Annotated in this window: 21 protein-coding genes and 1 pseudogene; 12 read left to right on the top strand and 10 right to left on the bottom strand. The window is 60.7% G+C overall.

Annotation, left to right across the window (positions count from 1 at the left end):
- Positions 1 to 12: 12 nt before the first annotated feature.
- Together Q3Y64_RS03825 and Q3Y64_RS03820 are read right to left on the bottom strand one after the other, a co-directional pair.
- On the bottom strand, positions 13 to 1,173 hold the full coding sequence (locus Q3Y64_RS03825) for an efflux RND transporter periplasmic adaptor subunit (RefSeq protein ID WP_303560173.1): 1,161 nt from the start codon (positions 1,171 to 1,173) through the stop codon (positions 13 to 15).
- A gap of 39 nt (positions 1,174 to 1,212) precedes the next feature.
- Entirely contained in the window at positions 1,213 to 2,088 is an 876-nt protein-coding gene (locus Q3Y64_RS03820; RefSeq protein WP_303560172.1) for an alpha/beta hydrolase, read from the bottom strand.
- A 134-nt stretch (positions 2,089 to 2,222) separates the two neighbouring features.
- On the opposite strand from Q3Y64_RS03820, the gene Q3Y64_RS03815 reads away from it, so the two are divergent.
- From Q3Y64_RS03815 to Q3Y64_RS03790, 6 genes are all read left to right on the top strand, one after another.
- Positions 2,223 to 3,230 (top strand): LysR family transcriptional regulator, encoded by a 1,008-nt coding sequence (locus tag Q3Y64_RS03815; RefSeq protein ID WP_101944491.1) that lies wholly within the window; start codon positions 2,223 to 2,225, stop codon positions 3,228 to 3,230.
- 189 nt (positions 3,231 to 3,419) lie between these two features.
- Positions 3,420 to 3,911, top strand: coding sequence for a sigma-70 family RNA polymerase sigma factor (locus Q3Y64_RS03810; RefSeq protein ID WP_303560171.1), 492 nt, complete (start codon positions 3,420 to 3,422; stop codon positions 3,909 to 3,911).
- Positions 3,893 to 4,876, top strand: coding sequence for a FecR domain-containing protein (locus tag Q3Y64_RS03805; protein ID WP_303560170.1), 984 nt, complete (start codon positions 3,893 to 3,895; stop codon positions 4,874 to 4,876). The genes Q3Y64_RS03810 and Q3Y64_RS03805 overlap by 19 nt, the downstream gene beginning before the upstream one ends.
- A 205-nt stretch (positions 4,877 to 5,081) precedes the next feature.
- Positions 5,082 to 7,937 carry a TonB-dependent siderophore receptor gene (locus tag Q3Y64_RS03800; RefSeq protein WP_303560169.1) on the top strand — a complete coding sequence of 952 codons (2,856 nt, stop codon included), beginning with the start codon at positions 5,082 to 5,084 and terminating at the stop codon, positions 7,935 to 7,937.
- A gap of 56 nt (positions 7,938 to 7,993) precedes the next feature.
- Positions 7,994 to 10,816 (top strand): M16 family metallopeptidase, encoded by a 2,823-nt coding sequence (locus Q3Y64_RS03795; RefSeq protein WP_303560168.1) that lies wholly within the window; start codon positions 7,994 to 7,996, stop codon positions 10,814 to 10,816.
- Entirely contained in the window at positions 10,813 to 12,531 is a 1,719-nt protein-coding gene (locus tag Q3Y64_RS03790) for an ABC transporter ATP-binding protein/permease (protein ID WP_303560167.1), read from the top strand. Before Q3Y64_RS03795 ends, Q3Y64_RS03790 begins: the two co-directional genes overlap by 4 nt.
- Positions 12,532 to 12,724: 193 nt before the next feature.
- On the opposite strand, the gene Q3Y64_RS03785 is transcribed toward Q3Y64_RS03790, so the two are convergent.
- Entirely contained in the window at positions 12,725 to 13,690 is a 966-nt protein-coding gene (locus Q3Y64_RS03785; RefSeq protein WP_303560166.1) for an alpha/beta hydrolase, read from the bottom strand.
- A gap of 295 nt (positions 13,691 to 13,985) precedes the next feature.
- On the bottom strand, positions 13,986 to 14,147 hold the full coding sequence (locus Q3Y64_RS03780) for a hypothetical protein (RefSeq protein WP_303560165.1): 162 nt from the start codon (positions 14,145 to 14,147) through the stop codon (positions 13,986 to 13,988).
- Positions 14,148 to 14,319: 172 nt separating this feature from the next.
- Here Q3Y64_RS03780 and Q3Y64_RS03775 point away from each other — a divergent pair, with 172 nt between their 5' ends.
- Both Q3Y64_RS03775 and Q3Y64_RS03770 read left to right on the top strand, forming a co-directional pair.
- Positions 14,320 to 15,720 carry a DUF2130 domain-containing protein gene (locus Q3Y64_RS03775; protein WP_303560164.1) on the top strand — a complete coding sequence of 467 codons (1,401 nt, stop codon included), beginning with the start codon at positions 14,320 to 14,322 and terminating at the stop codon, positions 15,718 to 15,720.
- Between the two features lie 241 nt (positions 15,721 to 15,961).
- Positions 15,962 to 17,962: an ATP-binding protein gene (locus tag Q3Y64_RS03770; protein WP_303560163.1), complete on the top strand. Its 2,001-nt coding sequence runs from the start codon at positions 15,962 to 15,964 to the stop codon at positions 17,960 to 17,962.
- A 490-nt stretch (positions 17,963 to 18,452) separates the two neighbouring features.
- On the opposite strand, the pseudogene Q3Y64_RS03765 reads toward Q3Y64_RS03770, so the two are convergent.
- The 4 genes and pseudogenes from Q3Y64_RS03765 to Q3Y64_RS03750 form a co-directional block, all read right to left on the bottom strand.
- Positions 18,453 to 18,659 (bottom strand): annotated as a pseudogene (locus Q3Y64_RS03765) (VF530 family DNA-binding protein); the annotation flags it as partial.
- Positions 18,660 to 19,109: 450 nt separating this feature from the next.
- Positions 19,110 to 19,388, bottom strand: coding sequence for a 4Fe-4S binding protein (locus Q3Y64_RS03760; RefSeq protein WP_303560162.1), 279 nt, complete (start codon positions 19,386 to 19,388; stop codon positions 19,110 to 19,112).
- A gap of 40 nt (positions 19,389 to 19,428) precedes the next feature.
- Positions 19,429 to 20,319, bottom strand: a complete 891-nt coding sequence (locus tag Q3Y64_RS03755; RefSeq protein WP_303560161.1) for a class III extradiol ring-cleavage dioxygenase — start codon at positions 20,317 to 20,319, stop codon at positions 19,429 to 19,431.
- 38 nt (positions 20,320 to 20,357) lie between these two features.
- A complete protein-coding gene (locus Q3Y64_RS03750) occupies positions 20,358 to 20,798 on the bottom strand; it encodes a DoxX family protein (RefSeq protein WP_303560160.1) in 441 nt (146 codons plus the stop codon).
- Positions 20,799 to 20,900: 102 nt separating this feature from the next.
- Between Q3Y64_RS03750 and Q3Y64_RS03745 the strand changes: the two genes are divergently transcribed.
- From Q3Y64_RS03745 to Q3Y64_RS03730, 4 genes are all read left to right on the top strand, one after another.
- Positions 20,901 to 21,809: a LysR family transcriptional regulator gene (locus Q3Y64_RS03745; RefSeq protein ID WP_158239296.1), complete on the top strand. Its 909-nt coding sequence runs from the start codon at positions 20,901 to 20,903 to the stop codon at positions 21,807 to 21,809.
- A gap of 104 nt (positions 21,810 to 21,913) precedes the next feature.
- Positions 21,914 to 22,387 carry a hypothetical protein gene (locus tag Q3Y64_RS03740; RefSeq protein ID WP_303560159.1) on the top strand — a complete coding sequence of 158 codons (474 nt, stop codon included), beginning with the start codon at positions 21,914 to 21,916 and terminating at the stop codon, positions 22,385 to 22,387.
- A gap of 179 nt (positions 22,388 to 22,566) precedes the next feature.
- On the top strand, positions 22,567 to 23,655 hold the full coding sequence (locus Q3Y64_RS03735) for a beta-propeller fold lactonase family protein (protein ID WP_101944476.1): 1,089 nt from the start codon (positions 22,567 to 22,569) through the stop codon (positions 23,653 to 23,655).
- A 60-nt stretch (positions 23,656 to 23,715) separates the two neighbouring features.
- On the top strand, positions 23,716 to 25,338 hold the full coding sequence (locus Q3Y64_RS03730) for a methyl-accepting chemotaxis protein (RefSeq protein ID WP_303560158.1): 1,623 nt from the start codon (positions 23,716 to 23,718) through the stop codon (positions 25,336 to 25,338).
- A 111-nt stretch (positions 25,339 to 25,449) separates the two neighbouring features.
- On the opposite strand, the gene Q3Y64_RS03725 is transcribed toward Q3Y64_RS03730, so the two are convergent.
- Together Q3Y64_RS03725 and Q3Y64_RS03720 are read right to left on the bottom strand one after the other, a co-directional pair.
- Positions 25,450 to 25,920: a cyclophilin-like fold protein gene (locus tag Q3Y64_RS03725; protein WP_303560157.1), complete on the bottom strand. Its 471-nt coding sequence runs from the start codon at positions 25,918 to 25,920 to the stop codon at positions 25,450 to 25,452.
- Positions 25,917 to 26,510, bottom strand: a complete 594-nt coding sequence (locus Q3Y64_RS03720) for an NTP transferase domain-containing protein (protein ID WP_101944474.1) — start codon at positions 26,508 to 26,510, stop codon at positions 25,917 to 25,919. The genes Q3Y64_RS03725 and Q3Y64_RS03720 overlap by 4 nt, the downstream gene beginning before the upstream one ends.

The raw sequence follows: 26,510 nt of genomic DNA, 5'->3' as shown, positions 1-26,510 counted from the left end.
GACGGTGAGTCCTCAGCCCTTGGCGGCAGCCGGCACGGCAGCGCCCATCGGGACGATGTTGGGGGTCACCGGGTCGCCCGGGCGTACCCGTTGCAGACCGTTGACCACGATGCGTTCGCCGGCCTTGAGGCCGCTTTCGACGACGCGCAGGCCGTCTTGCAGACTGCCCAGGCGGACTTCCCGGTAAGCGGTCTGGTTGCCTTCGCCGACCACCAGTACGAAGCGCCTGGCTTGGTCCGTGCCGACCGCTTTTTCATCGATCAGCACGGCATCACGCTGGCCGGATGCGCCAAGCCGGATGCGGGCATAGAGGCCGGGTAGCAGCTTGCCGTCCGGGTTGTCGACCAAGGCCCGCAGGCGGATGGTGCCGGAGCTGCTGTCGAGGCGGTTGTCCACCGAGCTCAGCCGCCCCTGAAGCGAGTAGCCCTCGTCGTTGGCGAGGCCCAGATGGATGGGCAGTGCCTTACCCTGGCTGCCACTGACCACTTTCAGGTAGCTCTGCTCGTCGACATCGAAGGCGGCATAGATGCGATCGGCGGAGACCAGCGAAGTCAGCGCCGGGCCGTTGCCGGGAGCGACCAGATTGCCGACGGTGACTTCTGCACGCGAGACGCGGCCGGTGATCGGCGCGGTGATGCGGGTGTATTCGAGATTGAGCTGGGCAACATTGAGCGCAGCCTTGGCCGCCTGCAGGTTGGCTTTGGCTTCGCGGGCGGCGTTCTGCTTCTCGTCGAAATCCCGGCGGGCGATGGCGTTTTCGGCCAGCAGTCGTTCGCCGCGCGCCAGATCACTGGCGGTGTAGGCGACGCGAGCGTCCATCGCAGCGAGCTGGGCTTCGGCACGGGCCACCTCGGCGGCGAAGGGGCGCGGGTCGATGGTGAACAGCAGCTCACCCTTCTTGACCAGGCTGCCGTCCTTGAAATGCACGGCAGTCAGGATGCCGGAGACCTGAGGATGGATCTCGACCCGCTCCACTGCTTCGAGGCGGCCGGAGTATTGCTGCCATTCGGTGACTGCGCGGCCGATGACTTCGGCGACATCCACCGTGGCCGCAGCCGGTGCAGCGTTGGGGGCTGCACCGGCCTGGCCGTGATAAACGGCGAGACCAGCACCGAGACTGAAGAGGCCGGCCAGGGCGGCGGCGAGAACGAAGCTTTTTTGGCGTAGGGGCATGATGATTCCTCTGGGGGGTTTGAATAATGGGAGCGGGGCTTATCGGGTTTCTGACGAGGATCTGGGGGGGCTTTGGTGTTCATTGCGCTGATCCAGCGCGTCGGGCGGGTCTGCCGGAATCTCTTGCTCGCCAAGACGACGGCGCAGGAAATGGGCAATTTCAGCCAGTGCCGGGCGGTGGCTGGACAGTGCAGCGTGCTTGAGGCCGGCCAGGCGCACGACCTGAGTGGCAACGCCGGCGGCGATCAAGGCTTCGGCATAGGTCTCGGCTTCCTTGTGCAGCACGTCGCATTCCGCCGTGATGATCAATGCCGGCGGCAAGCCTGCCTGGCGTACCGAAACCAGCGGCGACGCGTAGGGGTGCAGGCGCTGGCGCGGCTGGGGCAGATACTGGCGATAGCAGTCGGCACAGGTCGCGGCGCTGAGATCCGAGTTCAGGCGGGCGCCGTCACCAAGGCGGGTCATGCTCGGGTCGAGCATTGGTCCGACCAGCACCTGGGCCAGGATGGCCGGGCCATTGCGATCACGGGCGATCAGGCTCAGGGCTGCCGCCAGGTTGCCGCCGGCATCGTCGCCGGCGACCGCCAGCCGCTCAGGAGCGCCGCCTAGTTCGGCGGCGTGCTCAACGGCCCACCGCGCAGCGGCATAGGCATCCTCGGGGGCCGCTGGGAAGGGCTTGGCCGGGGCCAGGGCGTAATCGACGGCAATGACCAAGGCCGGCGTGTGCTCAGCGATAAACGCTGCTGCGGCATGGGCATCATCCAGGCTGCCGCCGATGAAGCCACCACCATGGAAATAGAGCACGATGGGCAAGCCCGCCCGGGCGGTGCCGGGGCGGTACACGCGCAGAGCGAGCGGGCCGGCTGGGCCGGGAATGCTCAGGTCTTGCGGCGGCTGCGGGGTGGTGGCTTGCATCGCATCCAGGGCAGGGGACTGCCAGAAATTGGGATGGAGCCATTTTCTGTGTTGTTTCTGGTTGGATAAATACGTCGTTTTAAACAATACTATTCATCAGCAGCAAACAATCAAAGATCTCAGGAGATCGCAGGATGGACCGTTTCCAGGCCATGCAGGTGTTTACCCGGGTGGTAGACGCCAACAGCTTTACCCGTGCGGCAGACATGCTTGGCCTGCCACGGGCAACCGTGACCACCATCATTCAGAATCTCGAGGCCCTGCTGCGGGTACGCTTGCTCAACCGGACCACGCGGCGCATCAGCCTGACGCCGGACGGGGCCGCCTACTATGAGCATTGCGCCCGCATCCTTGGCGAGGTCGAGGAGACTGAGGCGTCGTTTCGGGATGTGGGGCAGGGGCCCAAGGGGCGCCTGCGTGTCGATGTGCCTTCGCCTATTGGTCGCCTCGTGCTGATCCCGCGTCTGTGCGAATTCCGCGCGCGCTACCCAGATGTCGAGCTGGTCATCGGCATGGGGGACCGTCTGGTTGATCTGGTACGTGAAGCGGTGGATTGCGTCATCCGGGCCGGTGATTTGCAGGATTCAACCCTGGTGGCCCGGCGAATCGGTGCGATCAAGATGATTACCTGCGCGACACCCGATTACCTCGAACGCTATGGCGTGCCGCATAGCCTCGATGACCTGAAGCAGCATGTTGCCGTGCATTATTTTTCGCATCGTACGGGCCGCAACTTCGACTGGGATTTCATTGTTGATGGTCAGACGACACCCTTGAAGATGCAGGGCAGCGTTTCAGTCAATGACATGGATGCCTACATTGCCTGTGCCTTGCAGGGGTTCGGCATGATCCAGCCGGCCCGCTTTACCGTTTTGCCCTTGCTTGAATCGGGGGCGCTGGTCGAGGTCTTGCCCGAACTGGCGCCAGCACCAATGCAGATTTCGGTGGCCTACATGCAGAACCGTCATCTGTCACCGAAAGTGCGTGCATTTGTCGACTGGGTGGCTGAGCTGTTCGGCGCCTGTCCTCTGTTAGGTGGGGTGGATAGCGGGAGCGGCGAGTGCAGTTATGCCGGTGACGCCGGGTACAACACGCTGCGGAACGAGATTGCGTTTCAGAACGTACTTGAGCAGACGGGTTAGGCGTGGCGCTCGTCGGGCCCAGGCTGCAATACCTGCGGCACAGGCCCTTGAATAGAGTGGCGCTGCACCGGCCGGATGGAGGCGTTCGCAAGGCCTGAGCGAAGTCGGGCGATGTGATGGCTCTTGTGCGAAGCATCTGTATAAATGATAATCATTCTCATAAATACATAATGCTTCCCCTGACACACAATGCTTGCCCTGACTCACGAAGGCCTCTACCGCGAGCACCACTCCTGGCTCACGGGATGGTTGCGCGGGCGTTTGGGATATTGCTCGGATCGGGCTGCCGACTTCGCTCAGGAGACTTTCCTGCGCATCCTGCAGGCGGGTGAGCGGCCGCCCGAGCTGGAACTGCCGCGACAGTACCTGGCCACCATCGCGCGTGGTTTGCTGGTCGATCATTTCCGTCGTCAGGACTTGGAGCGTGCCTATCTTGCCGAGCTGGCCAGCTTGCCGGAGGCCGCCCAGCCGTCGCTTGAGGAGCGGGCCATCCTGCTCGAAACCCTGCTCGAGATTGATCGCATGCTGGATGGTCTGGGTACCAAGGCCAAGCGGGCCTTCCTGCTGTCGCAACTGGATGGCTGGAGCTATGCCGAGATCGCGACCGAACTCGGCGTGTCGGTCAGCAGCGTGAAGAAGTACATGCAGAAAGCGGTGCTGCAATGCCTCCAGTGTCTGTGAAGGCAGAGCAGAGCGGCGGTGTTGCCGTGCATCTGGAGGCGGCGGCAGCCTGGTATGTACGTCTGTGCTCCGGTGAGGCGAATGCTACGGACCACGCCGCCTGGCAGCGCTGGCACGACAGTTCCCCCGAGTGCCGTGAGGCTTGGTCGCGCGTTGAACGCTTGCAGGGTCTGCTGACCCAGGCCCCCTCCCAGACGCGCCGTGCGCTGGATGCAGCGGCGTCAGGCAAGCGCCGGCGCCTTGCAGCCTGTGCCGGGCTCATGCTGGCGTGTGGCCTGGCCTTTCTGTTGATGCGTGCCTCGCCGGAGGCGCCCGTCGAATGGCTGGCCACCGCACAGGGGGAGCGCCGCGTAGTGAAACTCTCGGACGGTAGCCGGCTGCTGTTGGGCTCAGCGACCACCGTCGGCATCTCCTTTGATGCCCGGCGACGCGAGCTGCGTCTGAAAGACGGGGAGTTGCAGGTGCAGAGCGGCCACGATCCGGCGGCGGGTACTTCTCCCAGACCACTCCTAGTGGTGGCGCGGGACGGGCAGGTCAGGCCGCTGGGAACCCGCTTCACCCTGCAACAAGACGAGTCCGGCACGACACTGGCGGTGCAGGAGCATGCGGTCGAGCTAACCCAGCCGCAGCGGGAAGCCTCGCCGCTGCGTATCGCGGCCGGGCAGGCCGTGCGTTTCTCGGCCGGCGCCGTCGGTGTGCCGGTAGCGTCATCGGCGGCTGATGATGCCTGGACGCGAGGTTTGCTAGTGGTGTTGGACATGCCGCTGGCGCGTTTCACGACTGCGCTCGCACACCAGTCCGGCAAAGCCATCGAATGCGATGCGCGGATTGCCGGCCTGCGCGTGTCCGGCAGCTATCTGGTCGATCAGCCCGCCCACTCACTGGAGAGCGTTGCCGCTCTGCACGGATTGCGTGTCGAGACCACAGCAGCCGGCGCCTTGCGTCTCTTGCCCCGGCGCGACTGATTCGGCTGGCTAGCCACAGGCGAGCGGGCCGAAATCCGGAGCGTGTTGCTCATCAGCTGCGCAATCTGACCAAGGATTGGCTTTCACTCAGGGCAGGCCAGGGCGGACTCCGCACTGTGCGCAAAATAATTTGCTGCGGAGAGTGTCCTTTTTGTGCGCTCGTTCGGCCTACCGAATGAAACACTTCTCATTCGCAGGCTACAACATGTTTTTACTTCCCCCGCGCAGCCCGTTTTCCCCCCTCGCCACGGCGGCTTGCCCGGCGCGTCCGCAGCCGCTTGTCATGGCCCTGATGGCAGCCAGTCTGCTCATTGGTCTGCAGACCGGTGCTCATGCTCAGGCAACGCCAGCCTCCAGCCCACAGCGTCAGTATGCAATTGCCGCCGGGCCGCTCGCCGAGGCCTTGAACCGCTTTGCGGCCGAGGCCGGCGTGGTGCTGGCTTTTGATGCAGCCCAGCTCAAGGGGCTAGAGTCCAAGGGCGTGCAGGGCCGTTTCGGCACGGCTGCGGGGTTTGCGGCGCTGCTCGCGGGCAGTGGTTTCGAGGCTGCACAGACGGCCTCGGGCAGCTTCGTGTTGCGCCGCGCGCCCGCATCGGCACCCGCCCGCAAGGCCGCCACGGAAAATGCTAGCGAGGCACCGGAGCTTGCCGAGGTCAAGGTCGTTGCCCGTCATCTGGCCGGGGTGGATAAGCTCGATCGCCAGATGATCCGCAACATGCCGGCGATTAACGGGGATCTCACCAGTCAGCTCAAGCTCAATCCGAACATCCAGTACAGCGAAGCCCAGCTCTCTTCGCAGACGGCTGGCGAGATAGCACCGGCGGAGATCAGCATTCACGGCGCCAAACCGTATCAGAACGAAATCCTGCTGGATGGCGTGTCGATTGCGAATGATCTTGACCCCGGCAACAAGATTGTTACCACCAATCCCGAATACATCCCGGGCAATGCCCAGGCGCTGGCGATCGACAGCAGCATCCTGTGCGATGTGGAGGTCAAGGATTCCAACGTGTCCGCGGAATACGGGCGCTTCACCGGCGGTGTGGTGGACGCCAAGATCTGCTCGGCACGCAAACGCTTTGGCGGCAGCCTCGCGATTGGCTACACCTCATCGGACTGGACTCACCTCTTCATCGATCCGGCGAAACAGGAGGAATTTGAAAACTCCTCCACAGCGGACAATCAGCCCCGCTTCAAGAAGTGGACCTACAAGACCACCCTTGAAACCCGCCCGGATCCCTCCTGGGGCCTTCTGATGAGCGTGGTTCGCAAGCAATCCGACATTCCACTCAACCGCTTTTCGACCACCAATGCGGGCACCACCGAGAGCCACGAAGTCACCCAGCAGCGGATCCAAGACACGCTGGTGATCAAGACTGACTTTGCCCCCGCCGGCAGCGCCCACAAGGGGGATGTTTCGCTCGTCTATGCACCGACGGAGAACAGCTACTTCATCGAGGACTATCGCAACAGCGATTACACGATCAAATCCGGCGGTCTCAATCTTGCGGGGCATCTGGAGTCGAGACTGGCGCCCGCCACGCTCAGCCAGCAGATCTCGTTTTCCGAAACCGACCAGTCGCGCCGCAGCGATGCCGATTACTACCGCAACTGGCGCTGGTCGGCGGACAAGAACTGGGGCGATGCCAGCCAGAGCAATGCCAGCAGCGGCGAGGGTGCTTTCGGCGACATCGACCAGAAGATGCAGAACCTGGGCTACAAGCTCAAGTCCGCTTTCCACGAACTCTCGCTGGGCGACACCCGGCACCGCGTCAGCAGCGGCCTCGAGTACCAGCAAAAGCATGCCGAGTACACCCGCCTGAAAGACACGCGCTATTACCTGACGGTGGCCGATCTACCAACTTCCGGTGCGATCTCGCGCTGCCAGACCAGTACCGGTGCACTCGATAGCGAAGCCTGCTCCACCACGCCGACGAAGGGCAAGACGGTGGGGCAGTACTTCCGCCGCTTGATGACCTACAAGGCGGGCAGTTTTGATGTGGATGCCAACACCTGGGCGGCCTACCTGGAAGACGAGGCAAGCTGGCGCAATCTCAAGCTGCGTCTGGGCGGTCGTGTGGATCGCGATTCGCTGACGGCAGACACCAATCTTTCACCGCGTTCGAGCCTCACCTGGCAAGCCAGTGAGCCGCTGTCCTTAAATATCGGTGCCAACCGCTATTACGGCCGCAACCTGTTCGCTTATGCGATGCAGGAGAAAATCAGCTCGCTCATCTACACCCAGACTCGCAGCGGCACCCTGGCCTGGAGCAGCGCGACCCAGACCAAACCCAGCAATCGCCTCGAGGATATGCGCAGCCCGTATGACGATGAGCTGACTGCCGGCCTGAACTACGACAGCGACTGGCTCAACGGGCCCCTGAGCCTGCGTTTCACCCGCCGTGACGGGAAGGATCAGATCGTCAAGCGCTTGGTGACCAAGCAGACCGATTGCAACAGCAACCAGTGCTACGTCTACACCAATGAAGGTGGCAGCCTGAGCAAGGATCTGACGCTCAGCTGGAACAGCAACAAGGCCTTCAAGTCCGGCCCGGTTGCCACCCGCTTCTGGTTTGCCGTGAACAAGAGTGATGTGAAATCCAATTACTCGACTTACGCGGATGTCTATGGCACGGCACTCGCCAATGACGAAATCATCCAGTACGACGGCAAGTTCATCCGTTATTCGGAGATGCCGGCTGACAACTACAACCGGCCCTGGACGCTGCGCATCGGTGCCATGAGCAGCCTGCCGGCACAGCAGCTGAGCTTCACCAACATCCTGCGCATCCGCGATGGCTATCGCCAGATGCTGCAGAACGGTGAAACCACCTACGAAGGCACGACGGTGGATGTGTGGGAGCAAACCTCGCTGCCGCGCTCGATCGCACTGGATACGGTGATCAGCTGGACGCCGCGCATCCATGCCAACCAGAGTCTCGAAGTGAAGCTCACGATCGAAAACATCACCGATCAGAAGAACAAGACTTCCGCCAGTTCCACCTATGCCACCTACGAGCGTGGTCGCAGCTTCGCACTCGAACTCGGCTACTCGTTCTGACCGCCCCCGTCATCACCCGTCTCGCCGCGCCCTCTCCGGGTGCAGCAGGAGTCTTCATGCCGTTCATCTCTCGTTTCTGTTCAGCCGCCTGGCTGCGGGCCCTATTCCTACTGGTTGCTTGCGCGCTGCCGCTGCTGGCCAGTGCAGCACCGGAGCCCGGTGCATTCCTGTGGGATCCTCGTGTCGTGCGCGGAGAGCTGGCCAATGGCTTTCCCTACTACATCGTGTCAGTGAAGGATGGCTCGGCCCAGGTCTCGATGCAGCTGGTGGTGCGCGTCGGCTCGCTGGAGGAACGCGATGACCAGTCCGGGGTCGCCCACATGGTCGAGCACATGGTTTTCCATGCGTCGCAGAAACATCCCGAAGGCTTGCGGGACTACATGACCAGCCTGGGTTGGCAAGTCGGCAGGCACTACAACGCGCAGACCAACTTCGAGCGCACGCTCTACATGCTGTCACCGGAAAAGCGCCCAGAGCGGATGATGGCCGCGCTCGACGTGCTGGCAGAAATCGCCGGCGGCGCACAGATCCCGGATGCTGGTCTGGAGAGCGAACGCAAAATTATCCTTGAGGAGTGGCGGACCAAGCTGGGCCTCACCGAGCGCATGGAGCGCCAGCGCCGTGCGCTGCTGCGTGCCGGTTCGCTTTATCCGGCCCGCCCCACCATCGGCAGCGAGGCCAGCATCCGTACTCAGCCGGCCAGTGCCTTGCGCCGCTTCTATGCTGACTGGTACCGGCCGGGCAATATGGCTTTGCTGATCGTCGGAGATGTCGATCCCGCCGAAATGGAGCTGAAGATCCGTGCTCGCTTTTCCGGGCTTGAACCGGCGGAGCTACCTGCCCGCAATCCAGCTGATCCGGTGTTGGGCACCCAGCTGCGTATTGCGCGTGTACAGGATGCCGAGAGTGGTACGAGCCAGGTGGGTTGGGTGTTTCGTTTTAAGCGTGACCCGGAGCAGAACCGGGCCGGTTTTCGCAATCGCCTGATTGATCGCCTGGCCGAACGTTTGGTGCGCCATACAGTGCGCCAGCGGGCTGGCGCACTGCCATCTGCGGTGGAGTCTCTCACCAGCAGCCGGGGCGAGTTGGGCGGGAACGTGGCTTCGCTCGGTTTCGCGGCAAGTGTGGCGCTCGGAGGCCATCAGGAAGGGCTACGCCAGATCCTGCTGGCTCAGGAGCAGTTACGGCGTGAAGGCGTGGATCGCAAGGCCTTGGCCGAGGAGATAGCGGAGGTCCACCGGCTCAATGACAAATCGCTGGAGGGTCATGCCAGGCGTGACATCAGCACCTGGCAGCAATTGTTGGGGGAGGCCCTCGTGGAGAGGCGAATCCTGCAGGACCCACAACAGAAGCAGGCCGAGGTGAAGGCCATCATGGCCAGCATCACGGCGGCGGATGTGGAGGCACGCGTGCGCGAATGGCTCGCCAGCCCGGATCAGCTGCTGTTCATGCTGGCACCCGGTCTGAGCCCGCTACGCCTGCCTAGCCAGGCCGAGGTGGAGGCCCTGCGCGCACGCATTGCGTCCGAGCCCTTGCCGGTTCCTCAGGCGGCGCCTGCCAAGGTGGTAGCGCGGGCGCCGGAGCCGGGCCCGGTCGGTCGGCTCATGGCCGAGGAGATGGATGAAAAGAACCATGTCATCCGCTGGAAGCTTTCCAACGGCGATGAATTCATCTGGCATCGCACGCAGGACCCGCAGCTCCGCTTTGCCGCCCGCTCGGCAGCCGGCTATCGCCAGTCGGGAGCTCCGGCCTGGCAGTGGCAGATCGCGGCCCAGCTCGCACGCGAGGCCGATCCCGCCACCCAGCCGCCGGGCAGTTTGAGCCGCTGGGCGAGCGAGCAGAAGTTGAACCTCAATCAGGAGCAGAAGGACGATAGCCTGAGCTACAGCGGGCAAAGCACAGCGGCCCAGCTGGAAGATCTTCTGCGGCTTTATGCGGCGCGGCAGACGGCCAGCCGTATCGATCCGCAGGCCTTGAGTGGCAGCCTGCGCCAGCTTGCACGCCAGATCGCACGCCAGCCGGCCAGTGTCAGCGCCGCGCTGGCTCGCGAAATGGCCGTACTGCGTTTCGCCGCTGCCGAGCTCGACGCTTCCCCCACCGCCGAAGCGCTGCTGGCGCTGGAGGGTGAGGCGGGGCAGGCGCGTATCGAGGACTTGGCAAGGCAGCTGTCTGCCGCGCCGGTGCGCTACTTCCTGGCCGGCGAGATCGAGCCTGAGGTGCTGCGTGGGTTGCTGGGCCGGCATCTTGCAGGCATTCCGCGCGACCCGGCATCGGTGGCCGCCGAGCCCTTGCTGCAGCGCGCGGGCCGACATGAGTCGCGGCTGGCCATCGGCATTGAGCCGCAGGCCAGCGTGCGCGCCATCGGCAGTCAGTCCATGAACTGGTCACCCGAGCGCGCGGTGGGCGTTGCCATCCTCTCCCGCGTGGCTTACCGCGTGTTGCGCAGCGAGCTTCGGGAAGCGCAGAACGGCATCTACCGCCTGAACTTCACGATGACGCTCGACCCCGCGAGCGGGCGTCTGGGCAGCGAGCTGTATTTCACCACCGACCCGGCACGCATCGATGAGCTCTGGGGCCACGCACACAAGGTGCTGGCCACACTACCAGCGCGGCTCGACGATGCCCTGCTCGAGGCCGAGATCCGGAACATGAAGGCCGCCGAAGGACGGCGGCGCGAGGATGCCGGGTCACGCTTCGCTCGCCTCCAGCTGAGCTATGCGCGCTGGGGGGATGCCCGCTATCTGGCATACAGCCAGCACCTGCTCGACGGCATGAATGTGCGGACCCTGCGCGCGCTCGCTGCCGAGCTCGCCCTCACGCGGGACATGGCCAGCGTAATCCTGCTGCCGGCGGTGGAAGGCAAGGGGGCCGGCCAATGAGCGTGCTGCGGGATTTCTGGGCGCTGGCGCGCCCGTTCTGGGGCACGCGGCACAGCCGCCTCGCCTGGCTGCTGCTGGCGAGCGTGATCGGCATTGGTGTGTTGCTGGTGCAGCTCAACGTGTGGTTCAGCTACTGGAACAAGGATTTCTACGATGCGCTGGCGGTGGTCGATACCGCCCGCATCTATCCGCTTCTGGGCAAGTATTGCTTGCTGGTCGCAGCCGCGGTGGTGATGGCGGTGTATCTCGACTGGCTGCGCAAGCTGCTGATCCTCAAGTGGCGGGCCTTCATGACCGAGCAGCTGATGGCGGACTGGCTGCGCGACAACGCCTTCTACCGCCTCGGCCTTGCCGGCGAGCCGGACAACCCCGACCAGCGCATCGCTGAAGACGTGAACCTGCTGGTGACCGACAGCCTCGACATCCTGCGCTCCTTCATCAGCGCGGTGACGCGAATCGTGTCTTTCGCCGGCATGTTGTGGGGGCTCTCCAGCGATCTGGTGCTGCCTTTCGTGGACCAGTCGGTGCGCATTCCGGGCTACCTCGTCTGGTTTGCGCTGGGCTACGCGATCTTCGGCAGCTTCGTGGCCGAGCGCATCGGCCATGTGTTGCAATCGCTCAACTACGAACAACAGCGGCGCGAGGCCGATCTGCGCGCTGAGCTCTTGCGCCGGCGCGATCATGCCGAGCAGATTGCTTTCTATGGTGGCGGTGCGCATGAGCATCGCCGGCTGATGCAACGCTTCGGCGAGATCGCCGGGAACTGGCGCGCCCTGATGAATCGCGAGCGGGCGCTGGGGTTTTTCTCGGTCAGTTACAACCGGATCAATGGACTGGTACCCATCTTCGCTGCCTTGCCCTCTTTCATGGCCAAGTCCATCACGCTGGGTGGCCTGATGCAGATCAGCACCGCCTTTACCCAGACGGCTTCAGCGCTCAGCTGGTTCATCCAGGCGTATGACGAGATCGCCAAGTGGAAGGCCACTGTGGCACGCCTGACCCAGTTCCGGCTGGCGATTGAAAATACCCGGGTGAGCGTTCGCAGCTTCGATCAGGCCGAGCGCCTGGCAGCGCTGGACATGAATGTGAATCTGCCGGATGGCCGCGCCTTGCTGCAGCAGGTGAGCTTCTGTGTGGAACCCGGCAGCTGGGTGCGCCTGGCCGGGCGGAGCGGGCTGGGCAAGTCGAGCCTGCTGCGCTGCCTCGCAGGGCTGTGGCCTTACTTCGAGGGCGAGTTGCGGCTGCAGCGGGGGCGCAGCCTGTTCCTGCCGCAGCATCCCTATCTCGCCACAGCCAGTCTGGCCGACATCCTCTCCTATCCCGCAGTCCATCCACTGCCGGAGGCCGCCATGCAGCAGGCCCTCGTGTTGAGCGGGCTGGGGGCCTTGCAGACACGTCTGGCGGAGGAAGCGGAATGGTCGCGCGTGCTCTCCGGTGGTGAGCAGCAACGTCTCTCGATCGCCCGGGTGCTGTTGCAGCGGCCGGATTGCGTGTTCATGGACGAAGCCACCAGCCAGCTCGATGAAAGCGCGGCAGTGGCATTGCACGAGATGCTGCGGCGTGAATTGCCGGGCATGACCCTGGTCAGCGTGAGCCACCAGAGCCGGCTTGCGAACCTGTTCGATCACGCGATTCAACTGGGGCAGGGGAGCGAGCCGAAGTTTGTCCAGCCTCACGGGCAGGAATCGGGGTTAAGCCCCTGCTATGCGACTTGAACCAGGCCTGTACGGACGAGCCCCGGCCAAATCGGCGGACGCATTCGGCCAGAGTGCTCGTCAGGTGCAGGCATGGAATCCCTCTCAAGCGTGGAGGCAAGCCTCAAGCATTTTGAATGACAAAATTCTCACTTCAGGGCGTGAGGCCTGTGAGCCGGCTTGCCATCCAGGCGCGCCAGCTCGGCCCCGGGCATTACTTCAGATGCTTGCTGAAAAAGTCTGCGATGCGGTCGTAAGGAATCTTGCCTGCCTTGTTGTCGTAGAGATCAATGTGCGAGGCACCCTTCACGATCAGCAGCTCCTTCGGCTCCGCAGCGGCCGCATAGGCGGTTTCGCTAAAGTAGCGCGAGTGCGCGTTCTCGCCGTGAATGAAGAGTACCGGGCGCGGCGAGATTTCCTTGATGTAGCTGAGGATCGGCATGTTCATGAACGATAGCGGCGTGGTCTGCGTCCAGGCATTGCCGGAGTTAACCGCACGCTTGTGGTAGCCACGCGGTGTGCCGTAGTAGTCGTAGTAATCCTTCACGAACTGTGGCGCGTCGCCGGCCGGCTGGCTGTTGTAAGCAGGCTGGTAGGCGGGGCTGCCTTTCTCGGCATCTACCCAGCGCTGGCGGCTCATCTGCTCCAGTGCCTGCGTGCGCTGCTCCGGGGTCATGCTGTCGAAATAACCTTTGGACATCACACGGGTCATGTCGTACATGGTGCTGGTCACCACTGCCTTGATGCGTTTGTCCACCGCCGTGGCATTGAGAGCCATGCCGCCCCAGCCGCAAATGCCGATGATGCCGATGCGCTCGCGATCCACCGCAGGATGCAGGCCGAGGTAATCCACGGCGGCGCTGAAGTCTTCGGTATTGATGTCGGGAGAGGCCACGTTGCGCGGCTCGCCGCCACTCTCGCCGGTGTATGAGGCATCAAAGGCCAGCGCCGCAAAGCCACGCTCGGCCATGGTCTGCGCATAAAGGCCCGAAGACTGTTCCTTCACCGCGCCGAAGGGGCCACCTACGGCCAATGCAGGCAATCGCTTGTTGCCGCGATCCTTGGGCAGGTAGAGATCCGCCGCCAGCGTGATGCCATAGCGGTTCTTGAAGCTGACCTTCTGATGATCGACCTTGCTGCTCTTGGGGAAGGTCTTGTCCCATTCCTGCGTCAATTGCATGGTGTTTCCCTTTTCGGTTTCCGCTTGAGCGGCCAGTGCGGGATGCGCAAGCGCCATCAAGGCAGCGCAGCCAACAAGCGCACTCTGGATGAATTTCTTTCGTGAGATGTGAATGCCCATTTTTACGATCTCCGTGAATTGGGTAAGGCTGTAGTCGAACACCCCGCGAACCGATCTATGCGTGGCTGACGATAGGGAAAGTCTAGAAATATGCGAGTTCGAGGCGGTATCACAGACCGGTGGTTTTCTTGCCTGATTCTGCAAACACGCATTGCCTCACGTGAGCAGCATTCGGCTACTGGCCGGATCGAGCGATGCAAGCCCCAGCATTGCAATGCACAGGAGGCTTCGGCTCGATGCCGGCGAATTCCTGAAGAATGCGCTCGCCCGGTGCCTTGCGCACTTCTGCTAGGGCGGCGCCACCTTCAGGCCGGCGCACCAGCGCGAAGAACAGCATGTGCCGGTGTCTGCGCTGCGGAAATTCGAGGTGTGAACAAAGTCCCGGTTGTCATGAATTTCACGCAGTCATCGAGTCTTTCTTCGCGCTGAGCGCGAGTAAGATGGCATGCAGATGTGCTTAATCCAGCAGAGCGGTGACGCTTTCTGCTGAAACTCTCGGACAGGAAAACATGCACGACATCATCTGCCCGCATTGCAACACCGCGTTCACGATTGACGAAGCCGGCTACGCCGACATCCTCAAGCAGGTGCGTGATGCCGATTTCGAGAAACAAATTCACGAGCGCCTCCTGCTCGCCGAGCAGGACAAGCTCCGGGCTATCGAGCTGGCAGAAGCCCGGCTCGCGGGAGAGCAACAGAAAGCCGCCGCCGCCAAAGACACCGAGATTCAGGCGCTCAAGGCTCGGCTCGATGCCGGCGAAGTGCAGCGCCAGCTCGCTGTGAACCAGGCACTAAGCGGCATCGAGAAAGAACGCGACGCACTGGCGGGCGAGCTGGCGCAGGCGCGGCAGGCAAAAGAGGCGGCCGAAAAACTCGCCGAGGCCAAGTTGCTCGCCGAGCTGCAGAAAAGTGCTGCCAGCAAAGACGCAGAGATCCAGGCCCTCAAGGCCCAGCTCGACACCAGCGCGCTCAACCAGAAACTCGCGCTGGCAGACGCACTCGGCACGGTCGAGAAAGAGCGCGACGAACTCAAGAGCAGCCTGGAACGCGCCGCGCTCGAAAAACAACTCGCCGAGCAATCGCTCAAGGACAAATACGAAACCCAGCTCAAGGATCGCGACGAGGCCATCGAACGCCTGCGCGACATGAAAGCCCGCCTCTCCACCAAGATGGTCGGCGAAACGCTGGAACAGCACTGCGAAACCGAATTCAACCGCATCCGCGCCACCGCCTTCCCGCGCGCCTACTTCGAGAAAGACAACGACGCCCGCAGCGGCAGCAAGGGCGACTACATCTTCCGCGACAAGGACGAAGCCGACACCGAGATCGTCTCCATCATGTTCGAGATGAAGAATGAGAACGACACCACCGCCACCAAACAGCGCAACGAAGACTTCCTCAAGGAACTCGACAAAGACCGCACCGAGAAAGGCTGCGAATACGCCGTGCTCGTCTCACTGCTCGAACCCGAGAGCGAGCTCTACAACACCGGCATCGTCGACGTCTTTCACCGCTACCCCAAGATGTACGTCATCCGCCCGCAGTTCTTCATCCCCATCATCACCCTGCTGCGCAACGCCGCGATGAATGCAGTCAAGTACAAAGCCGAGCTCGCCCTGGTCCGCGCCCAGAACATCGACATCACCAACTTCGAAAACGAACTCGAAAGCTTCAAATCCGCCTTCGCCAAAAACTACGACCTCGCCTCACGCCGCTTTCAGACCGCGATTGACGAGATCGACAAGTCCATCGACCACCTGCAGAAAACCAAGGAAGCCCTGCTGGGGACGGATCGCAATCTGCGCCTGGCGAACGACAAGGCGCAGGATGTGACGATCAAGAGACTGACGCGCGGGAACCCGACGATGGCGGGGAAGTTTGGGGAGGTGAAGAAGGGGGATGGGGAATGAATGGTGAAGAGATCGTTTCCGCGTGGTTTGGTTACTGAACTCTACGTGGTACAGCGGAACTTCGCAGGAGGTTCCGCCAACCGCCGAAAGGTAACTGACTGCTTGCATCGGACTTCGCGGATATTAAATCCGCGGAACGGCTGCGCTCCGCCCTACGAACACCTAGGGGTATGTGCCCCCCTCTTTTTGGCTTAATCAATAGAGCAAAGCTCTTAACATGCTGAACTCGGGAGAAATGTGAATGCAAAAGAAAGTTCAATTAACCACCGAGGGGATTAAGAAACACCTCTCCAATACAACTCCAGAACAGGCCCTTGCCGAATACGTCTGGAACGGGCTTGATGCAAAGGCTTCATCGATTGAGGTGTGCTTCGAGCTCAATCCAGCGGGTGGTATTGCTGCAATGCATGTCAGCGACAACGGCCACGGAATACCGTTCGAATTGCTCGAACAAAAGTTCGGCGTCTTCATGGATTCAGAGAAGATCATCCACCGTAGCCAGACGAAGAGGACTTCATCCGAAACTCACGGCAAAGACGGTATCGGGCGCCTTACCTTTTGCGTGTTTGCGCAGGATGCCGAGTGGGTGACAGTCTACGAGCAGGAGGGGAGGAAATATCGCTACACGATCAAAGTCTCTGCCACTGACTTAGTGAGCTATCCGTCAGAAAATCCCAGGGAAGTTGATGCCGTAACCCCGACGGGTACCGTTGCACATTTCTATAACATGAGTTCACATAAACTTCACCCTGAAGATGCAGAACTCAGGAAGTTCCTAGTGTCGGAATTTTGTTGGCGCTTGCTCCTTGACAAAGAGCTTAAGATAAAGCTCAACGGAAACCTGATTGCAGCGGACGAAAACATCGATGACCAAGCACTATTCTGCCCGCTTGGTATTTCTGGTCCCGTGCCCACAGTCCACTTCGTGCGATGGAAGCATAAGCTTCATAGAGAGTATTCCCGTTACTATTTTCTCGATTCAACGCGGAAAGAAAAGTGGACCAATTTCACGTCACTCAACAAAAAAGGGGATCAGTTTCATCACAGCGTCTACGTTCAAAGCCCATTCTTCGACACCTTTTCTTTAGGAACAGGACCGAACGAGCAAGCTGAACTTGCACTCGACGAAAACTCCCAAAAGAGCGATTGGTTTAAAAGCATGCTTAATGCTACCGACTCTTTTCTCCGTTCGGCACGTAAGGATTTTCTCCGGGACTTTACAGACAAACTCATCACACAATTTGAACAAAAGGACATTTTTCCAACACACAACGAGAGAAACCAATGGGAGGTTTTGAAACACACCCATCTCGCGGAAACCATTGGAAAGCTTCACAACTTTCAGCCGAATCTTTTCTCCAGCGGATCAATAGAGCAGAAGAAAATATTTGTCCGACTCATCGACCAACTACTTGATTCGTCGGAAGCCGAGACTCTCTACCAGATCATTGGTCAGGTGCTGGATCTTGACCAAGAAGAAAAGACAGAACTGCTCGATGTACTCAAGTCATCACGTTTGAGGGCGGTGATCAAAACTGCGAAGCTGATTCAAGACCGCTACCGGGCTCTTGAGCAGATCAAGCGTTTAAATTGGGACAAGAGCTTAGTTGCAAAGGAAGTACCCCACATTCAGGAATTCATGGAAAGGCATTTCTGGATAATCGGGGAGGAGTATTCACTAGTGGTCGCAGCGGAAAAAGACTTTGAACAAGCTCTCCGAGCTCTGTATGACAAAGTAGGACTAAGATCCAGCGATAATGAAATTGATCATGCCGACAAGAACAAGGAAATGGATATTCTCTTAGTTAGACAAGATCAGTATCACGACAAGATACACAACGTAGTACTGGAGCTAAAACACCCCAATAAAAAACTTGGAAAAAAATTTGTCGACCAGGTAATGACATATTTTGAAGTAATTCTTTCTGACCCGAGATTTAATGCCTCCAACATGGAATGGTCGTATTATCTAATTGGGAATAACTTCAGCTCCAGCGGATACATTGAAGGCATGCTTGAAAATGCAAAGCCGCATGGCATTACTTCGTTAATATACAAGGCAAAAAACCACAAAATCTTTGCAAAACGCTGGAGTGAATTGATAACAGATGTAGAACTCCGCCATAAATTCCTGAATGATCGTTTACAGGTGCAGCGCGAACAATTGGCAATGGAAGAATGCACAGTAAAAACAGCGGATCAAGTAATCCAACGCGCCCAAAAGCTGTCTTGCGCGAATTGATTTCTGTACGCTTCGCTTGAGGTCCAATCGGGTCGAGCTGACGGGATATCGCCCGTCAGCCCTCCACACCACCGGACATGCGGTTTTCCGCATCCGGCGGTTGAGCCCAGCGGGCTATCCCGCAAGCACCCACGGAAAGGCCGTAACCCAATGGGATGGACTCCTCCCTCCTGAACGGCATCGTTGTGCCAGACTGGGAAGTCAAAACCACCCAACGCGTAAGGTGGGTTCGTGGGGCACGCGGTGGGTTGTCGCTACGCTCCGAACCCGCCCTCGGCGTGACCCAAGGGTGATCCCGGCATTTGCGTTAGCGCCTTCTATTGCGACCGAAATTCGCTGTTTTTAGATCGCGTTTTTCTTGTAAGCGCGCGGCATCTTCTAAATTTAATTCTGCCGGTTCTCCGGGTAAATCACCCTCAGGAACGATGCGATCTCTGGGTGGTCGCTCGAATTCTTCGGCTGAAGCCTTGGGTAAGTTTTTATATTGATACAAGTAAAAGTTTTCTACTTTTTCTCTCGCCCAGTCGGTTTTCTTCAAAAATTTTTCACTCGACTCAATGCTTGGATTGTTCTTAAAACAATTGATATTGAGATAGGCGTACAGGATTTCAAATCCATAATGGCTCACTATTTCGTTTAAAAGATTTGTTAAGCTCAGCCCGTGCAAGGGGTTGGTTTTATAGTTGATATCGGCCATGTCAAGCCCAGGGTCAGGTCTTGAATTTAAGCATTTTAGCCAGAAACGAAGTCTTGTAGGGCACCGCGCACGCGGACCCCACGACCATCCGCGCACCCTGCTTCTTGAGCGGCCCTTGTTGTGGTTGATCCGGCGAGAGGGTGCGCAATGCGCACCCTACTTTTGCCATCCGAAAACAAGCCTGTATGAAGGGCATTTGGGTGGGTTCGCGAAGCAAGTAGCAAATAGCCCGGATGAAGGCATCGCCGTAATCCGGGGCCATTGTTTGGTGTGCCGAGCCGGCCCCGGATTCCGCTGTGCGTCACCCGAACTACGCCCTGCGCAACGGTATTCAACTGACTTCACCGCGTACGGGGGTAATGATGGGGTCCCCGATTCAAGGGTGGGGTGCAAACCCCAGCGGAAGATTGATCGCTTCTTCCTGAATCGTAAAACCCGCATTGCGGTCTTTCAGCTTCGGGCCAGCGTGATCGCTTGCTCGGGGCAGGCGGACACGCACAGCCCGCAGGCCATGCAGCGCTCGGCCAACACTACGTTGGCCTGCTGCCAGCGGTGCACGAAGCCCTTGATTTTTCCTTTCAGGCTCAGTGTTGCGCGCGCCTCGGGTGGCAGCGTGAACATCTCGAACACTTGGTAGGGGCACACGCCGATGCAGGGGCCCTTGCCTTCGCAACGGTTGCGATCAATCACGGGGATGAAAGCGCCGGGCGCCTGTTTGCATGTGTTCATGGGGAAATCCTCCGGTGCATGGTTGCCATGCTTGTGGTGCCTAGCGGTGGTGCAGATGTCTTTCATGCAGGCTCAGGGTATCGAATGTCGAGTCCTCGATATGCTTGCCAAATCGGTAGGCTGAGGTGGCGAGATCGGCGATGTAGTCGCTGAACACGCAGCTCGCCAGATCGTTCCCGGCGGCGCCGACAGCCACGTGCAGAGGCATCAGGTGGTCGGCGTGCGGGTGCGCGATGCGTGCATTGGGGGCGAACTCCCATTCGATGAGCGCGGCGGCGCGCGCATCGGGTTCGGCCTGCACGCTGTGCCGCAGCCAGGCGTCAAACGTTTCCGAGACCTGCCGGGCCTGCGTGCCACGGATGTGCATAGTGTGAAAGCTCTGGCCGCTGCCAAGGATCAGCACACCTTGATCGCGCAAGGGCGTCAGCGCGCGCCCAACGTTGATGTGTTCAGCCGGATCGAGCGGCGAGCGCAGCGAGAGCTGCACGACGGGGATCCTGGCATCCGGATAAAGCGGCTTAAGCAGGCTGTAGGTGCCGTGATCGAAGCCGCGCACAGGATCGATACCGACCGGCCAACCGGATTTTTCCAGCAACGCGGCCACCTGCGCGGCCAGTTCGGGCGAGCCGGGCGCCGGGTAGCGAATCTGGTACATGGATTCTGGAAAGCCTGCGTAGTCGTAGATCATGCCGGGCTGTGGCGCGGTGGAGACCGTGAATTGCGCTTCTTCCCAGTGCCCGCTGATGACCAGCAGCGCGCGTGGCGGTGCGGGCAGTTGCCGGGGAATGTCCTGCAGGGAGCGCTCTAGCTGCGTAAACATCGCCCGGAATGGCCCTTCCATGAAAGGCCAGGGGCCACCGCCGTGTGACAGGTAGTACACCGGCATGCGTGTATCGGGGCCGGTCTGGAGAGGGATGACCTTGTTGAGCATGAATGGCTCCGCTGCAGGGGTGGAGGTGTCGCAGCGGCTCAAGAGGCTGCGATAGCCGTGGCGCGGCGCGAGGCAATCGGAGCTTTCTTCGTGCGTCCCCAGGCTACGAACAGGGCAAGGGCGATGAGCACCAGATTCATCGGGAGAACGAAGTACTCGCCGCGGCTGACGTGGAAGAAAAAGGCGCACAGTTGCAGCGTAATCGAGCCATACGCAGCGAATACCGTCAGGCGCGGTGCGATGCGGGTCAGGGCGGGCAGGAGCAGGCCTAGGCCGGCTGATAGATCGATCAGGCCGATGAAGCGCAGGAACATTTCGGGCACGTCGGCCGCCCAGGGAATCTGCGTTGCCACCTGCGCAACCGGCGAGCTCAGCTTCATCAGGCCGGCGGGCACGTAAACGAGCGCCAGCAGCAGTTGCGAAAACCAGAGGCCGAAGCGCATGCCTTTGGAGGCGGTGGGTTGAATGTTTGATGCCATGGTGTGATTCCTGTAATGGGTTGGGGTGGACGCATCTTTACATCTGAAAAAATGAATGAGAACTCTATAATCCTGATCTAGTTGATCGGATTGGTAGATAGAGTGAGCGCCTATACCCTGGATCAGTTTCTGGTTTTCATCGCTGTTGTCGATTGCGGCGGCTTCGCTGCAGCGGCCCGCAAGCTGGGGCGTGCGCAGTCGGCCATTACCTACGCTGTTCGCGCGCTGGAAGAGCAAACCGGCCTTGTGTTGTTCGACCGCGCGCACTACCGGCCCCAGCTGACCGATGCCGGGCGCGGCCTGTTGCCACGCGCGCGACTGCTGGTGGAAGACCTGGACGACTTTCACCGCCATGCCGAGGGTTTCGCTCACGGGGTTGAGGCGGCCGTCTCGCTGGTGGTCAATGAGTTTGTCGATCAGGGGCTGGTCATTGGCGCGCTCGACAGCCTTCGTCGTGCCTATCCCTCGGTACGCGTGCGCATGGCCGTCAAGCCGTTCGGCGACGACATCGAAATGGTGCGTGCCGGGCAGGCTACGCTGGGTGTGGTCGCTGCCATCTCGTCGCTGGGCAATGAGTTCGAGGCTCGTCAGCTGGTCGATCAGGCGCTGGTCGCGGTCGCAGCGCCCAGCCATCCGCTGGCCGCCATCCGTGGCCCCATCGGATTAGGGCAGTTGCGCGGTCAGATGCAGATCGTGTGGACGCGCAATATCACGGTGACCGACAGCACCGATTTGGGCGTGCACGCGCTCGACGCCTGGCACGTGACCGACCTCAACGCCAAGCTGCACATGCTGCGTGCTGGCGTTGGCTGGGGCAGCTTGCCCGCCCACATGGTGCAGGAGGATCTGGCGGCTGGCCGACTGTGCGTGCTCGACATGGAGAGCTGGGAAGGACGTGATCGCATGCCCAGCGTTTCGAGCTTCGTCATTCGCCTCAAGAAGGGCGTGCCCGGTCCGGCGGCTCGCCATCTCGTCGATGCCTTGCTGGCCAAGGGCGGTGCGCCGAAGTGAGGCGCTGAGGTGGTGAGCCGTATGCCTCGCTGAGTGCTCCCGGCAGGCTGCTATTACTTCATTGAATTGGAGGGTTGAGGGTGCGCATTGCGGGTCGATGGGTAATGGCGTTGTGGGTTGTCGGGGGGCTGTTCGCCGGCGGCGCGTGGGGCAATGGGCTGGCTGAGCGGGCGGCGATTCTCGACGCTGCGCGCCCAATGGCAGCTGAGAAAGCGGGGCAGGCGGTACGCATCAGGGTCGACACGCTCAACATCGACTCGGGCTGGGCGATGCTGGTCGGGGAGCTTGTTGGTCCGCCGGGCAAAAGGATCGATTGGGCGAAGGCCGACGATTGCAACGCTGAGCTCGACAAGATGTTCTGGGTGGTGCTGCGCAAGTCGCAAGGCGACTGGCAAGTGAAGCACATGGAGATTTGTGCTTCAGAGCCACCTTATTGGTATCTGGAGCAGTACGACAGCTCGGCCTGGCCATGCGGCGTGTTTGCCGGGTTGGAGGCGGGTGTCGGCGAGACCCTGGAGGCACTGTGCCGCCGGGAGCGCAAGGCGCCCGCTCGAGTACCGCCTTCCACAGCGCCTTGAGCCGTTCAGAAATGTCTCGTCGGGCACTCTTCGGGATCTGCCGTGCGAGGGATGGGCACAGGCAGAACCTCCCGCTCGCATCTGTGTAAAAAGCACACGTGTGATCTCAAGAAAGCAGCGCCTCTGCCGTATTAGGGGTGTTCGTACCACTTTCTGCCTAATCTCTCGGGGACGTCACGATGCGCGCACGCACACACAATCCAGGTCTGTTCAGAAAATTGATTGTCAGCTTGCTGGTCTTTTCTGCCAGCGCAGCACAGGCAGCGACCGTGGTGTATGTCGCCAATGCGGAGTCCAAGGACATCTCGGTTTTTTCCCTGAACCGTGATGGCCAGCTCGTTGCCCTGCAGACGATGCCGGTGGGCGGCACCGTAATGCCGATGGCGATCTCGGCGGACAAGGCGTTGCTGTATGCGGCCCTGCGCTCAAAGCCCTACAGCGTTGTGGCCTTGCGGATTGATCCCAAGAGCGGCCAGCTCAGCGAGCATGGCTCGGCGCCGCTGCCCGAGAGCATGGCCAATATTTCGCTGGATCGCAGTGGAAAATTCCTGTTTGCCGCTTCCTATGGCGGTAATCAGGTCAGTGTGAGTCCGCTGGATGAAAACAGGGTGCCGCTGGCCGCCACCCAGATCCTGCCTACGCCACCGATGGCACACCAGATTACGGCGCAGCCCGATAACAAGATCGTGTATGCCAGTTCGCTCGGTGGGGATCAGTTGCTGAGCTTCAGCTTTGATCCGGTGAAGGGAGCGCTGACACCGAGCAGCGAACCGGCGTTGAGCTTGCCTGCCAAGTCCGGCCCTCGGCACTTTGTTTTTTCCAAGGACAACCGTTTCATCTACCTGCTGGATGAACTCGATGGCCGCCTGCATGTGTTGCAGCGCGCGAGCAATACGCCGCAACTGAAGTTGCTGCAGACCACCAGCGTCATTCCCGCGCAATTTACCGGCACACCGGCTGCGGCGGATCTGCATCTGACACCAGATAGCCGTTTTCTGTATGCCTCCGAACGTGGCTCAAACACCCTTAGTGGCTTCCGTGTGGATGCCAAGAGCGGTGAGTTGAGCTTGATCGGCAGCTGGCCGACCGAAACGCAGCCGCGTGGCTTCAACCTTTCGCCAGACGGAAACTTCCTGCTGGCCGTGGGGCAGAAGTCCCATCAGCTCAGTCTCTATCGCATCGACTCGCAGAGCGGCGAGCTGACGCTGCTTGCGCAATATGCCATGGGCAAGAATCCGAACTGGGTCGAAATCATCGAGCTACCTTGATTAACGCCATCGCCCGAAGCTGAAGCTCGGGCCGAAAGACTTTCGCTATAAGGGAACACAATGAAGCTCAGTATTGTTCAAAGGCTCTGGTCCGTCGTTGCCCTGGCTGTCGCTGCGGTGATCTTCGTGGGGGCTGCGGGGCTTTATACCGCGTCAAACGTGAAGGGTGATCTGGATAACATCCGTCAGGATCTGTTTCCGAGCGTCTATAAGCTCAACCAGATGACGCGCGCCATCATCAACATCCGGCTTGCCGTGCTGACGCACGCCACCAGTGATTCGGCCAAAGACAAAGCAGATCAGGACAAGCGCTTTGCCGAGCTCAAAACTCAGCTGATGGAGCTGGCGGACGACTACGAAAAAACCTTGGTTACCAATGATATGGACAAGCAGATGCTTGCCAAGGATCGAGAGCTTTTCAAGGAGTACCTGGACCAGGCAGAGAAGGTGCTCGCCGCCTCCAATGCCAACAATGCCGAAGCTTCCAAAGCGGAGCTGAAAAAGCTGCGTGAAGTAGCGGTCCGCGTCAATCAGCAAGGTGTGACGCCACACGTCAAGTTCAATGATGAGCAGGTCGATGCCGTCAATAACCACGCTGAGCAAGTCATCAAGAATGGCGTGACGACCAACACCGTCATCATCATTGCCAGCGTTGCGCTGGTGGCCATGCTTGGCTGGTGGATCGTTCGTTCGATCACACTGGGCATCAGTACGCTGGAAAGTACCGTGGAGCATATCGAGCAACGCCTGGATCTCACGCGCCGTGTCAATTACCAGAGTGAAGATGAGCTGGGGCGGATGGCAAAATCCTTTAACCGCTTGCTTGAACGGCTGCATAACAGCTTCAAATCGGTTTCCGGCTCGGTGCATCAGGTGACGGCGGCTTCGGTCAATACCGCCGAATACTCCAGGCAGGTTGCCAGTGCGGCTGAAGATCAGAGCAGTTCAGCGACCAGCATTGCCGCGAGCATCGAGGAGCTGACGGTGAGCGTTAGCCATATCGGTGATCACGCCACCCAGACCAGCGAGCAGGTCAGCCAATCCGGCAAGCTGGCCATGAATGGCGAGCGCATCGTTCAACAAACCGTGGCGGATATCCAGAAGATAGCCTCGCTTGTGGATGATTCGGCCGGCCTGATCGAGCAACTCGAAACTCAGAGCACCAAAATCGCCCAGGTCATCAGCGTGATTCGCGAAGTGGCCGACCAGACCAATCTGCTGGCCCTGAATGCAGCGATCGAAGCGGCGCGGGCAGGGGAGCAAGGCCGGGGCTTTGCCGTGGTGGCCGATGAAGTTCGCAAGCTGGCTGAGCGCACGGCCAGCTCCACGCACGAGATCACCGAGACCATCAACACCATGCGCAGTCAGGCACAAAACGCCTCTCAGAGCATGCGCAACGCGGTAACGGAAGTGGGCGGCAGCGTGCAACGCGCTAGCCAGGCCAGCGAAGCCATTCGCGAAATCAGCAGCAGCGCCCAAGCCTCCGTGCATCTGGTGAACGAGATCAGCGATTCGATCCGTGAGCAGGGCGCCGCCAGCACCTCAGTGGCCCAGGCCGTGGAACGCATCGCTCAGATGACGGAGCAAAGCACTCGGGCAGCCCGCTCCGGTGCAGGGGCTGCACGCGAGCTCGATGAACTCGCGCGGAAGATGCAGAGCGAAGTTTCGGCCTACGTATTGTGAGTGGGGGCTGATCAGCAGGAAGGGGCGCCAGGCGCCCCTTCTGCGTTTGGTCATTTCCGAGCAGCGCGTGAGCCCCGATCACGGCCTCACCGAAAGACGGTAAACCGCTTCTTACTCCACCCGCTCTACCACCACGGCAACTTTCCCCGGCAGCCTGAGCAGCTCAACACCTGATTCGATCTTTCCCAGACTCACCAGCCCGCTGGAATAGCGAAAGCCCTTGTGAAACAGCGCGAGGTTGCCCCAGGGCGCGTAGTAGGTGATGTCGCCCACTGCGGGGGCGTGGCCCTCGGGCGCAGCGGTGGTGTCGAGCTTGCGTGGCGGGTAGCCGATTTTCTCTGTGGCAGCGTAGTCTTCAAGCGCCAGCGTGAGCGGCAGCATGGTGTAGAAGTCGCGGGCGCTGGAATTGTCGTAGAGCGTGGCGGGGATGACTTGGCCATGGATGAGCAGACGTATTTTCATCGGTTGGGTGTCCTTGCCTGGTGCGGCGACTGACTGAGCGCAGGCGATAAGCGGGGCTGCAAACAGTGCGGTAGTGAGCGCCAGGATGTGCAGGCGCTGGCGTGCAGAGGCGTACGTCATGCGAACCCTTGAGTGGATGACAACGCCTGCAGATCGGCAGGCGTGTCGATATCCAGCAGGCAGCCGGAGTCATTCACCGGCACGCGTACGATTGCATTGGCCTGCTCGCGCAGGATGTTGCGCGCGCCGGTATCGCCAGTCAGCACGCTAAGTGCTTCGCCCCAGCGGGCGGCGAAGCCAACCGGGTGGCCACGCTGGCCTTCATGGAATGGCGCGGCAATATCGGCCCCCAGACGGATAGCCTTTGCGACGGCACGAACGGTGTCCGGCTTGATGCAGGGCATGTCGCCGAGCGCCACCAGCCAGCCGGCAGCCTCGTGCGTGGCTTGCACGCCGCTAGCGAGCGTAACGCCCATGCCTTCGTCTGCATGGATGACTTCGATGCATTCGATACCGAGGTTTGTGAGCGTGTGGCGTAGCTGGGGCTGATCGGGGCGGATCAAGGCGATGCAGCGGTCTGTGCTGGTGGCCAGCGTGCGTGCGCTGGCGGCGATGATCAGTTCGCCATCGGGCAAGCGCTGCAGCAGTTTGTTGCCGCCAAAGCGCCGGGCGCTGCCCGCCGCCAGGAGAAGGCCTACGATCTTGTTCAT

Source organism: Uliginosibacterium sp. 31-12, assembly GCF_030548425.1.
Lineage (GTDB): Bacteria > Pseudomonadota > Gammaproteobacteria > Burkholderiales > Rhodocyclaceae > Uliginosibacterium > Uliginosibacterium aquaticum.
This window is presented reverse-complemented; position numbering and strand designations above follow the sequence as displayed.